The 13,217-nt window shown below is 44.9% G+C and carries 7 protein-coding genes; all 7 read left to right on the forward strand.

Annotated features, from left to right (window positions below; genetic code table 11):
- Nucleotides 1-304 precede the first annotated feature (304 nt).
- The 7 genes from STRCR_RS04005 to alr all read left to right on the forward strand — a co-directional run bounded on the left by STRCR_RS04005 (nucleotide 305) and on the right by alr (nucleotide 12,805).
- Complete coding sequence (locus tag STRCR_RS04005; protein ID WP_003048849.1) at nucleotides 305-3,226, forward strand: putative Ig domain-containing protein; 2,922 nt, start codon at nucleotides 305-307, stop codon at nucleotides 3,224-3,226.
- Between the two features lie 391 nt (nucleotides 3,227-3,617).
- Nucleotides 3,618-5,507 carry a collagen-flanked surface repeat-containing protein gene (locus STRCR_RS04010; protein ID WP_004228208.1) on the forward strand — a complete coding sequence of 630 codons (1,890 nt, stop codon included), beginning with the start codon at nucleotides 3,618-3,620 and terminating at the stop codon, nucleotides 5,505-5,507.
- Between the two features lie 483 nt (nucleotides 5,508-5,990).
- Complete coding sequence (secA, locus tag STRCR_RS04015) at nucleotides 5,991-8,525, forward strand: preprotein translocase subunit SecA (RefSeq protein WP_004225254.1); 2,535 nt, start codon at nucleotides 5,991-5,993, stop codon at nucleotides 8,523-8,525.
- 486 nt (nucleotides 8,526-9,011) lie between these two features.
- Nucleotides 9,012-10,043, forward strand: coding sequence for a 3-deoxy-7-phosphoheptulonate synthase (locus STRCR_RS04020; RefSeq protein ID WP_004227540.1), 1,032 nt, complete (start codon nucleotides 9,012-9,014; stop codon nucleotides 10,041-10,043).
- Between the two features lies 1 nt (nucleotide 10,044).
- Entirely contained in the window at nucleotides 10,045-11,103 is a 1,059-nt protein-coding gene (locus STRCR_RS04025) for a 3-deoxy-7-phosphoheptulonate synthase (protein ID WP_004228202.1), read from the forward strand.
- Nucleotides 11,104-11,291: 188 nt separating this feature from the next.
- Nucleotides 11,292-11,645 carry a holo-ACP synthase gene (acpS, locus tag STRCR_RS04030; RefSeq protein WP_040804842.1) on the forward strand — a complete coding sequence of 118 codons (354 nt, stop codon included), beginning with the start codon at nucleotides 11,292-11,294 and terminating at the stop codon, nucleotides 11,643-11,645.
- A gap of 56 nt (nucleotides 11,646-11,701) precedes the next feature.
- A complete protein-coding gene (alr, locus tag STRCR_RS04035; protein ID WP_004229568.1) occupies nucleotides 11,702-12,805 on the forward strand; it encodes an alanine racemase in 1,104 nt (367 codons plus the stop codon).
- Nucleotides 12,806-13,217 lie beyond the last annotated feature (412 nt).

Below are 13,217 nucleotides of genomic sequence, written 5' to 3' on the forward strand. Positions count from 1 at the left end.
TTCTGGCTCCAGAGCAGTAGAATTTAGTCTGAGAAAAGGTGCCTCATCTCAACAGAATTTCGTCTCAGACTAAGCTCTGTTTTGGGCTAGAAAGCAGCCGTAACAAGGTCATGGTATTGCATTCCTGTCAAAGAGTGTACAGTAAAATGACTGGCAAAATAAAAATAATTAAAAATATTACATTTCAGTTGCAATTATTTTTCTTAGGCTTTATAATTAGAGTGATTGTGCTTGCTTTTGACAATAGGTGTTTGAAAGTGTTTATAATCAACATAAAATATTTAGAGAGGGATGGATACATTCTATGAAACCTAAGCCTAGGAAATCTAAGTATTCTATTCAAAGGAAAGAATACTTTTCTATTCGTAAGTTTAAGTTTGGCGCAGCTTCGGCCTTGATCGGGGTCAGTTTGTTCGCTACCGGTAGCGTTCTCGCTGAAGAGCAGCCCCAAACTCAGTCTACAGTCGTAGCTGTTCAGTCTTCGGAAGGGGCCGGTCAGTCGGTTAATTCGGAGCAGACAGTGACGTCAACGCAGGATGCTGGTGCTAGTAATAGCGCTGGTGAAAGTCAGACGAGCCCATCAAGGGAGAATGGGAACTCAGCAGAAACGTCACAAAATGCAGAACTAACTACCGATAAGGGTTCAACTGCTGATCACACATCAGTAAGTGAGGGCTCACAATCAAACAGCTATGTTGATGATTCGGCTAGAGTGGATGCTGCAGGGCAGAATGCCTATGTTTTTTATAAGGTCCGTTATGTTGAACAAGGAGCTGATGGTTCCGAATCAACAGTTGCTCAAACGCCAGCTAAATCCTTGGTGATTCCTGCTGATGATTTAGCTGATAAAATTGTGACTGAAACAGCCAACTTAAATCAACTGGGCTTATCAGGTTATGCTTTAGCTCCGAATCAAGCGGATACGCAAGCAGTTGCAGCCTTAGAACTTCAAAAGTCCAAGTATGTAAGGTTCTATGTTCAAAAGGCTGCTAATCAAGTGACAGCTGCAGCAAGTAATGGACAAACGTTTGTTCGGCATCAGGGCAGTCAAATGGATACTGAACAGCGTGGTGGTCAAGCCCAAGGCACCCTTGGTGTGACTATTGGTCGTGACTATCAATCGCTGAATGAAGCAAGCAGTATCCGTCCCATTGCTATCACAGCGACTCAATCTGGTCAGGCGATTAATCTTGTCCTTATGGGAAGTGCTGATGAAGATGAGGAAGAAGCATCAGATAGTAAGGCAGCACAGGCAGAATTATCCTTTAGTTACACTAAGGAAGGGACGGCTGAAGTTATTGATGGATTGCCTGCCGGCCTCTTCTATGATGCCGAAAGTGGCCAATTAACAGGGACAGTCCTCCAATCTGGTCAGTATACGATTAAAGCTACTGTGCAAACCACTGATGGGGCTACAGCCAGCAAGACAATTGATCTGGATGTTAATGCGCTGCCTAAGAGTGATCAGGCTGTTTTTTCTGGTCGTAAAATTTCTGGTATTGCCGTTAATGGTGGGATTAATGCGGTCTCAACCAAATTTAGTTACAGTGCAACTATCAATGGAAAAACAGTGACCAAGGATGGTTTACCAGATGGCCTAGTGTATGATTCTGCTACTGGTAAAATTGAAGGGCAGGTTGCTCAGGCCGGCAGCTATACTATTTTGTCGCAGGCTAGTGTTGAAGCAACAAACCCTGACGGTACCTATGTTGGTTCAGGTGCTGTAACTTATGTAACAGAAAGCCATTTATATGTAGCTGAACAAAATGGCCCTGGTCTGCCATCTATTTCGCTTACAGCTAACCCGATAAATGCATCAGCAGTGTCTGCTCAGCCAACCCAATCGGGCGGTTCCGTATTTAGGGCTGTAGCTGGTGAAAATCCTGTGGGTACCGTTCATCTGGGTGACAACGCGACACCATCCAACAATCACGATACCGCTATTGGTTACTATGCAGAAACCAATGTTGATTTGGATAATAAGGGTGGTGCAGTTGCTCTTGGTACTTATACAAAAGCCAATGGTGAAAATGCGATTGCTATCGGTAATACTGCCAATGCTGGCGCTAATTCAGCCATTGCCCTTGGTGGTAAAGCAAGCGGTGTCGGTGCAATAAATATTGGTTATACAGCTTCTGCCGATGCTCCTTCAAGTGTTAGCATAGGTTACTATGCCAATGCTCAATCGTCAAATAGTGTTGCGCTTGGTACCCAAGCTAAGTCGGAAGCTATTCTGGCTTCAGCAATTGGTCCTTCAGCGCAAGCTACTTACTATAATTCTGTTGCTCTTGGTGCAGGTTCTATAACAGATTCTGATGCAACAACAGAAGATAGTGCTACTATTAATAACATAACTTACTCAGGATTTGCAGGTCAGACGAAAGCTGCTGGCGATCAGGTTTCAGTTGGTTATAAGGACAAAGAACGTCAGATTAAAAATGTAGCTGCAGGTGCAATTTCCGAAACATCTACAGATGCTATTAATGGTTCTCAATTGTACCTTCTGACCAGAGATTATCATTGGATTGCTACATCCGGTACTGCTGGAACAGGTACGCAAAATCAAGTGAACGATACCAATGTTGCTCCAGATGCTCAGCAGGTTCATGGTGGTGATACCATTACCTTCCGCGCAGGAAATGGTCTTAATATTGAGCAGAATGGCAATGTCTTCACCTATTCGATCAATACCCAAAAACCTAAGCTCGAAATTACACCGGGCGAAAATGGTACCTACACGGTTAAATATACTGATGCCTTTGGACAAGAAGCTTCGGCGCAGTTTACCGTTAATACCATTAAAGGTGAAAAAGGTGACAAAGGAGACACCGGAGCTGCAGGACGCGACGGCCGTGACGGCGTAGACGGCAAGGACGGTAAAGCTGGTGCTGCTGGCTTCGTCAATGTTGTGGATAACCACGATGGCACTAAGACCATCACCACAGGCACCGATACCAACGGCGACGGTGTGGTCTCTGACGACGAAAAGAGCAGTGTTATCGTTTCTGATGGCGCTAAAGGTGATAAGGGTGATACCGGAGCCGCCGGTCGTGATGGCGTAGACGGCAAAGATGGTAAAGCTGGTGCCGCAGGTTTCGTTGATGTCAAGGATAACAACAACGGCACTAAGACCATCACCACAGGCACTGATACCAACGGCGATGGTGTAGTCTCTGACGACGAAAAGACTAGCGTAACTGTTTCTGACGGTTTCCGACGGTGCTAAAGGAGACACCGGCGCTGCTGGCCGTGATGGTGTAGACGGTAAGGACGGTAAAGCCGGCGCCGCAGGCTTCGTCGATGTCAAGGATAACAACAATGGTACTAAGACGATCACCACAGGAACTGATACCAACGGCGATGGTGTAGTCTCTGAAGACGAAAAGAGCAGCGTAACTGTCTCTGACGGCGCTCAAGGAGCTAAAGGCGATAAGGGCGACAAGGGTGATAAAGGAGACACCGGAGCTGCAGGTCGTGATGGCCGTGACGGCGTAGACGGTAAAGCCGGCGCCGCAGGCTTCATCGATGTCAAGGATAATAACAATGGCACCAAGACCATCACTACAGGTACTGATACCAACGGTGACGGCATCGTTTCTGACGATGAGAAGAACAGTGTGACCGTTTCTGACGGCGCTCAAGGAGCTAAAGGCGATAAGGGCGACAAGGGAGATAAAGGAGACACCGGCGCCGCCGGTCGCGACGGCGTAGATGGCAAGGACGGTAAAGCTGGCGCCGCAGGCTTCGTCGATGTCAAGGATAACAACAATGGCACTAAGACCGTCACCACGGGTACTGACACCAACGGCGATGGAATCGTTTCCGAAGACGAAAAGACTAGTGCGACTGTCTCTGATGGTGCCCAAGGTGTCAAAGGTGACAAGGGAGATACTGGAGCCGCAGGTCGAGATGGTGTAGACGGCAAGGATGGCAAAGCTGGCGCTGCTGGTTACATCAATGTTGTGGATAACCATGACGGTACTAAGACGCTCACCACAGGTACGGATACCAACGGCGATGGTGTGGTCTCAGAAGATGAGAAGAGCAGCGTAACGGTTTCCGATGGTGCTAAAGGTGACAAAGGCGATACAGGTGTAGCTGGTCGCGATGGCGTAGATGGCAAGGACGGTAAAGCTGGAGCCGCAGGTTTTGTCGATGTCAAGGATAACAACAATGGCACCAAGACGATTACGACTGGTACAGATACCAACGGTGACGGCGTAGTTTCTGACGATGAAAAGAGCCACGTAACGGTTTCCGATGGAGCCAAAGGCGATAAGGGCGATAAGGGCGATACCGGCGCTGCTGGTCGTGATGGTGTAGATGGTAAAGCCGGCGCCGCAGGCTTCGTCGATGTCAAGGATAACAACAATGGCACTAAGACCATCACCACAGGCACCGATACCAACGGCGATGGTGTGGTCTCTGAAGACGAAAAGAGCAGCGTAACGGTTTCCGATGGCGCTAAAGGCGATAAAGGTGATACCGGAGCCGCAGGCCGCGATGGCCGTGATGGCGTAGATGGTAAAGCTGGAGCTGCTGGCTTCGTCAATGTTGTGGATAACCACGATGGCATCAAGACGATCACCACAGGAACGGATACCAATGGCGATGGTGTGGTCTCTGAAGATGAGAAGAACAGCGTAACGGTTTCCGATGGCGCTAAAGGTGATAAAGGCGATACCGGCGCCGCAGGCCGCGATGGCCGTGACGGCGTAGACGGTAAAGCAGGAGGAGCTGGTTATATCAATGTTGTGGATAACCACGATGGCACTAAGACGCTCACAACGGGTACTGACACCAACGGCGATGGCATCGTTTCTGACGATGAGAAGAACCGTGTAACTGTTTCAGACGGTGCTAAAGGAGACACCGGAGCTAAGGGTGACAAAGGTGATAAAGGTGACACAGGTACCGCAGGCCGCGATGGTCGAGACGGTAAATCAGCTACTGCAACCGTTAAAGATAACGGCAATGGTACATATACTATTACGCTAATGAATGGTGATGGTACAACGTCATCAGTAACCGTAAGAGATGGCCGAGATGGTAAAGACGGTAGAACACCAACCGTACAAGTTACTGATAATCACGATGGTAGCTATACGATTACCGTAACGAATGCAGATGGCTCAACGTCAACAGTGACTGTTAGAGATGGAAAAGATGGTCGTGATGGTATCTGTGGTTGTCCGCCGGTAATTCCTGGTCAGCCTCTGCCTCCACTCCCTCCAATCGTACCGAATACCTCAACGCCTGATTCATCCGATGATCCAGGTACTCATGACACTGATCTTCCAACCTCAGTTTTTAGTGAGAATAAAAAGAACAGCGTCGTTGTTAATGAAACACCTGTACAATTGGTAAGGAAAAAGCACGATGTACAGCCAAATCATTTACCAGAGACAGGGGATAAGGACTTAAGTCTTGCTAGTCTTGCAGGTAGTGCTCTTGTCCTTGTGGTCATGGTTGGAGTATTTGGAAAAAGACAAGATGGCGATATTTAATTAACGCAATACGGAAATTAAATTTAGCTTCATTTAGTCTAAGTTGATAAAGCAACAGTTGAGTGACTGTTGCTTTTTAGCTTAAGATAATTTTGACTTTGTGGTATCTTGATGGAGGAAGCATTAATCGTTGTCTCATCAGTTAACCAGTGAGAAAAGACAGCATAATAGCGGCTATTCGTATTATGCTGGGACATTTCAGTGCTTAATTTAGGGCCTGTCAATTGATGACGCAACCTTATGTAACTTTGACTTACGAGCCGCATTAATCTTATTATTTTTGGAAATTAGATTTCGAACAAGTCTCATAAATATAACTATCCATAGCAAGCCATCAAAAGCAAGCCATCAAATACTTTGTCGTGAGAAGAACAAATGACTCATTTAACCTAGTATTTTGAATGAGTTAGGCTAGTTGAATTATTGTATCGGTATGGCTTTTATGATAAAATATGATGTTAGTGACTATCGAAAGGAAAAGAGATGGCAAATATTTTACGCAAGGTCATTGAAAATGACAGAGGCGAAATTAGAAAATTAGAAAAAATGGCTAAGAAGGTCGAATCCTATGCGGACGAAATGGAAGCATTGTCAGATTCAGAACTTCAAGCCAAAACCGAGGAATTTAAGAAGCGTTATCAAGAGGGAGAGACGCTGGATCAATTGCTGTTTGAAGCATTTGCGGTTGTTCGTGAAGGTGCTAAGCGGGTGCTTGGCCTCTTCCCTTACCGTGTGCAAATCATGGGGGGGATTGTTCTCCACAATGGTGATGTTTCGGAAATGCGGACCGGTGAAGGTAAAACGTTGACGGCAACCATGCCCGTTTATCTCAATGCCTTAGCAGGCGATGGGGTTCATGTCATCACCGTTAACGAATATCTTTCCACTCGTGATGCCACTGAGATGGGAGAGCTTTACAGCTGGCTTGGTCTTTCTGTTGGGATTAACCTGTCTTCTAAATCTCCAGCTGAAAAGCGGGAAGCTTATAACTGTGATATTACCTATTCGACCAACTCAGAAGTCGGATTTGACTATCTTCGTGATAACATGGTTGTCCGCAAGGAGGATATGGTACAGCGTCCGCTTAACTACGCTCTGGTCGATGAAGTTGACTCGGTTCTGATTGACGAAGCGCGGACACCTTTGATTGTATCAGGGCCTGTAAGTTCCGAAACCAGTGCTCTCTATACACGAGCTGATAAGTTTGTTAAGACGTTGGAATCTGTCGATTATGCTATTGATGTCCCTTCTAAGACCATTGGCCTTATGGACTCAGGAATTGATAAGGCTGAGGAATTCTTCAATTTAGAAAACCTTTACGATATTGATAATGTTGCCTTGACCCATTATATTGATAATGCTTTGCGGGCCAACTATATCATGACTCTTAATATGGACTATGTGGTTTCTGAAGGAGAAGTTCTCATTGTCGACCAGTTCACTGGTCGAACCATGGAAGGACGGCGTTTTTCTGACGGTCTCCACCAAGCCATTGAAGCTAAAGAAGGCGTGCCAATCCAAGATGAATCCAAGACGTCGGCTTCAATCACTTATCAAAATATGTTCCGGATGTATCGTAAGCTCTCAGGGATGACTGGTACTGGTAAAACTGAGGAAGAAGAGTTCCGTGAAATTTACAATATGCGGGTCATTCCGATTCCAACCAACCGACCTGTCCAGCGGATTGACCACCCAGACTTGCTTTTTGCAACTACAGATGCTAAGTTTAGGGCGGTTATTGAAGATATTAAGGAACGTCATGAAAAAGGACAGCCTGTTTTGGTCGGTACCGTAGCAGTTGAGACTTCTGATTTAATCTCTAAGAAGTTGCAAAAGGCTGGTATTCCGCATGAGGTACTGAATGCCAAGAACCACGAAAAAGAAGCGCAAATTATTATGAATGCGGGCCAACGCGGCGCTGTTACCATTGCAACCAATATGGCTGGTCGGGGTACAGACATTAAGCTTGGTAAGGGTGTTGTAGAGTTAGGCGGTCTTTGCGTTATTGGTACAGAACGTCATGAAAGCCGCCGGATCGATAACCAGCTGCGCGGTCGTTCAGGTCGTCAAGGAGATAAGGGAGAATCTCAATTCTATCTATCTTTTGAAGATGATCTGATGAAACGTTTCGGGTCCGAGCGGGTTAAATTCTTCTTGGAGAGAGTTTCGCCAGAGGATGAAGATGTGGTGATAAAATCACGCCTTCTGACCAGTCAGGTGGAATCTGCTCAAAAACGCGTTGAAGGGAATAACTACGATATTCGGAAGCAGGTTCTCCAATACGATGATGTCATGCGGGAACAGCGTGAAATCATCTATGCTGAGCGCTACGATGTTATTACGGCTGAACGCGATCTTGGTCCAGAAATTAAAGCGATGATTCGACGGACCATTGACCGCACCATAGATGGCCATAGTCGCAATAGTAATGTTGATGAAGCCTTGGAAGCTATTCTTAATTTCGCTCATAATAATCTCCTGCCTGAGGATTCTATCAGCATGGATGACTTAGATGAGTGGTCTTATGAAGAAATGAAGGATGAACTCTATGATCGCGCTATGGATGTTTACGATTCGCAAATCGCTAAGCTGCCGGATCAAGAGTCTGTTGTCGAGTTTCAAAAGGTACTGATTCTGCGAGTTGTGGATAACAAATGGACCGACCATATTGATGCTCTTGACCAATTGCGCAATTCCGTAGGTCTGCGTGGTTACGCTCAGAATAACCCCATCGTTGAATACCAGTCTGAAAGTTTCCGCATGTTCAACGATATGATCGGAGCCATTGAGTTTGATGTGACTCGTCTGATGATGAAGGCACAAATTCATCAGCAGGAACGGGAAAAGACAACAGCTCAGGCTCATACTACTGCAGCAGCTAATATTGCGGCCCAAGGGCCTGGTCAAGTAGTAGCGGATCAAGACCTTGATTTCACCGATGTCAAGCGCAATGATCCTTGCCCGTGCGGTTCTGGTAAGAAGTTTAAAAATTGTCACGGCCGCCGTCGGGTGAGTTAGAAAGACAGATCATTTGAGACGTTTAAAGTCAGCAAAACTTAGAAACTGTATTCACAAGTTTAAATTCTCAGCATCAGCTGGAAAAAGCGACCATAAGGTCGCTCAAAACAAACAGTTGCCGCTGTGGTAAAAAGACGATTGACCCTATTTAAAGTCAATCGTCGAGGGGATTTTCAAGACCCTAGGCTTGAAAATGAGCAATGGCACTCTGTTAGGAGGTCGCTTGCGTCCCTATCACATAAGGCTAACTGTCAAAAAATGTGAATACAAGTTCTTAATGAGAGTTGCATAACTGTCTAAAATCAGATTGAAATAAGACTAGAAAGTGATATAATGTATTTTATATCACTTTTACTTTTATAAATTCAAAATGTTACTGGCTTGTAAGGGCGATTTTCTCCCAAGTTTTTGGAGTTTGCCCTAGCAATCTGGTCTTAAAAATAAGTCTCTTTGGAGTTTTATTTTTATCTTAAAGGGGAGGCAAGTATGGCATTTATTCCAGAAAGTGACAAGATTGATGTTGAAAAGGTTCGGCAGATTTCTAAATTAACCGGCCAAGCCTTAGCGCGTAAGGAAGCGCGTGACAGGGAATTAGAAGCAATTATCAAGGGTGAGGACGATCGTCTGCTCTTGGTAATTGGTCCGTGTTCATCAGACAATGAGGATGCTGTCCTAGACTATGCTCATCGTCTGGCTGACTTGCAAGAAAAAGTCAAGGAACGCGTCTTTATGGTGATGCGGGTTTACACCGCTAAACCACGGACTAATGGCGATGGCTACAAGGGTCTGGTTCACCAACCAGATGCTCAAGGTCAGCCCAATCTGATTAATGGTATCAAAGCTGTTCGTAATCTCCATTATCGGGTGATTACCGAAACTGGATTGACCACGGCAGATGAAATGCTCTATCCAGAAAACCTCTCTTTGGTTGATGATTTGGTATCTTATATTGCTATTGGAGCGCGTTCAGTTGAAGATCAACAGCACCGTTTTGTGGCCTCAGGCATTGATGTACCAACTGGCATGAAGAATCCAACTTCAGGTAACCTCAACGTGATGTTTAATGGAATGTACGCTGCCCAATCTCAGCAGAACTTTCTCTATAACGGTCAGGAAGTTAAGACAACGGGGAACCCTCTAGCTCACGCTATTTTGCGGGGGGCTCTCAATGAGTATGGTAAGAATATTCCAAACTACTATTATGATGACCTTCTAGCAACTATCGATCAGTATGAAGAGATGGGCTTGGAAAATCCATTTATCGTTATTGATACTAATCATGACAACTCTGGAAAGCAGTATCTGGAACAGGTGCGGATTGTTCGGCAAACCTTGATTAACCGTGACTGGAGTGATAAAATTAACAAATTTGTTCGTGGCTTTATGATTGAGTCTTATCTAGAAGACGGCCGTCAAAACCAACCGGATGTCTATGGTAAGTCTATCACTGACCCTTGCTTGGGTTGGGATAAGACTGCTGAACTCATCCACGAAATATACGAAACGCTAGGAAAATAATATGGGAATTCATCAAAAGAGCCAAAAAATTAATGTTGCTCAAGTTAAGCAGCTGTCAAAACTTGAAGGAGAGGCACTGGCTAAAAAAGAAGCTAGGGATAAAGAACTAGATGCCATCATTAAAGGGGAGGATGATCGCCTGCTCTTAGTTATCGGACCTTGTTCATCCGATAATGAAGATGCTGTTTTAGAATATGCTCACCGCCTATCTGCCTTGCAGGAAGAAGTTAAAGACCGTGTTTTTATGGTCATGCGGGTCTATACGGCTAAACCGCGGACCAATGGTGATGGCTACAAGGGTCTGATTCACCAACCGGATACTTCCAAATTACCTGATCTCATCAATGGAATTGCAGCGGTTCGTAACCTTCATTATCGTGTGATTACCGAAACTGGTTTGACCACAGCAGATGAAATGCTCTACCCCTCAAATTTACCCTTGGTTGATGATTTGGTTTCCTACCATGCGATTGGGGCGCGATCAGTTGAAGATCAGGAGCATCGCTTTGTGGCTTCGGGGATTGATGTCCCAACTGGTATGAAAAATCCAACCTCCGGCAATCTTAATATTATGTTCAATGCCATTTATGCGGCTCAGAATAAGCAGAACTTTATTTATCATGATGCTGAGGTTGACACCGATGGGAATCCGCTGGCTCATGCGATTTTGCGTGGGGCAACGAATGAACATGGTGAAAATGAACCTAATTTCTATTATGACATCTTAGTTAAGGCTATTGAACGTTACGAACAAATGGGATTAGCTCATCCTTTCATCCTGATTGATACCAATCATGATAATTCTGGCAAGAACTATCTGGATCAAATTCGTATTGTCCGACAAACCTTGATTAATCGTGACTGGAATAAGCAGATTAACAAGTATGTGCGTGGCTTTATGATTGAATCTTATTTAGAAGATGGCCGTCAAGACAAGCCAGAAGTCTTCGGTAAATCCATTACAGATCCATGTCTGGGGTGGGATAAGACTGAAAAATTGATTCGGGAAATTTACCAAACTTTAGGTAAGGATTCCTTTGAAGATTTTTTAAATAACTAATGGTCGGGAGCTGGGAAAATCTCAGCTCCTTTACCATGAGATTAAGATGGAAATCAGCGGCTAATCTCTTTTAAGAATCTCGCCTTTTAAGCTGAACAAAGGATTATTTTACCGAAAAATACTACAATAAGAAGGATCCAGTCTGGAGGCATAAGGCTGGAATGGATTTTTATGCGAAGGATATAAAGATGATTATTGGACACGGTATTGATTTGCAGGAGATTTCACGGGTTGAAGGAGCTTATATCCGCAATCCTGCTTTTGCTCAAAAGGTTCTGACGGATCTAGAGTTTCAACGTTTTGATTCTCTCCAAGGCCGAAGAAAAATGGAATATCTGGCAGGACGCTGGTCAGCCAAGGAAGCTTTTGCCAAGGCTTGGGGAACTGGGATCGGAAAATTACGTTTTCATGATATTGAGGTAGCGACCAATGAAAAGGGAGCTCCCATTATCACCAGCAAGGTCTTCTCAGGTAATGCTTTTGTCTCTATTTCCCATAGCGGCGGCTTTGTTCAAGCCAGTGTGATTTTGGAAGTGGACTAGCGGAAGTTGGAGTTTTTGACTGTCTTTGAATTAAAATCAAAAAAAGAGGTTTTGATATGATTTCAAGTTTACACCGACCAACCTTGGCTAAGGTTAATTTGTCGGCTATTTCAAGCAATATTAAACAGGTTCAGGGCCGCATTCCTCAGGCGGTTAAAACCTTTGCCGTTGTTAAGGCCAATGCCTATGGACATGGAGCTGTTGCTGTTGCCAGCCATGTTCAAAGGTTGGTAGATGGTTTCTGTGTTTCTAATATTGATGAAGGGGTTGAACTGCGCCAAGCTGGGATAAGAAAGCCTATTTTAATCTTAGGGGTGGTTTTGCCGGATGAAATTGCTCTAGCTCGAGATTACCGCCTGACTCTGACAGTAGCCAGCTTGGAGTGGCTGGAGGCGGCCCAGCAGAAGCAGCTTGATTTAGAAGGAATTCTAATTCATGTTGCTGTAGATTCGGGTATGGGTCGAATCGGGGTCCGCAGTCTGGCTGAGGCCAATGACTTAATTTCAGGCCTACTAAAGGCTGGCGGTCAGGTCCGCGGAATTTTTACCCACTTTGCTACAGCTGATGAAGCTGATGATCATAAGTTTCAGGAACAGTTGGCTTTCTTCAAGGAGCTGGTAGCTGGCCTGGATTATTGCCCAGAAATTGTTCATGCGAGTAATTCGGCAACGAGTCTTTGGCACAGAGAGGGTATTTTTACCGCTGTTCGTTTAGGCTTGGTTATCTATGGTCTCAATCCTAGCGGTTGTGAGCTGACCTTACCCTATACGATAAAACCTGCTCTGACCTTGGAGTCTGCCTTAGTTCATGTGAAAAAAGTTCCGGTTGGCACAGATATAGGTTACGGGGCCACTTATACTAGTTCCGAGGAAGAATGGATCGGTACCCTGCCTCTTGGCTATGCAGATGGTTGGACCCGGGATATGCAAGGATTTGATGTTTTGATTGATGGACAGAGATGCCCCATTGTCGGGCGTGTGTCCATGGATCAGATTACGGTCAAATTGCCTCAAAGTTATCCTTTGGGAACCAAGGTGACTCTGATTGGCAGCAGCGGTGATCAAACTATTTTGGCGACTGATGTGGCCCAAAAACGGGGAACGATTAACTATGAAGTTCTCTGCCTACTTAGTGATCGTGTACCGAGAGAATATGACTAATAAAACAGCCTTCACTTAGCAACCGTTGTTGTTTCAGTGGAGGCTGTTTCTATTATTTCAGTGGAGGATTAGGACTATTTTTTAGCTAGTCTCGTTAGCTTTTATCCTTATCCGTAAGAATTGCATATAGCAAAAGGGAGAGTCCAAGGAGGTTAATCACTTGCGCTAGTAATCCCAGATGTCTAAATAAGGTTGTGATTCCTAAAACGACTAAAATCAGTAAGGATGCTAATTTTTGTCTTCGCATATTCTGATGGCCTCCTAATGTGGCTAAAATGCAAGAGATGGATGTTCATAAGAATTGAGAGCAACTTTCATCAAATACATCTGACAAAAATATAGTAGCATGAAATGTCAGTGATCACACACAATTGTCGTGAAACGGTCAAAATATGTCGTTAACGGGATATTA

It is taken from the genome of Streptococcus criceti HS-6 (assembly GCF_000187975.2).
GTDB classification, from domain to species: Bacteria; Bacillota; Bacilli; order Lactobacillales; family Streptococcaceae; genus Streptococcus; species Streptococcus criceti.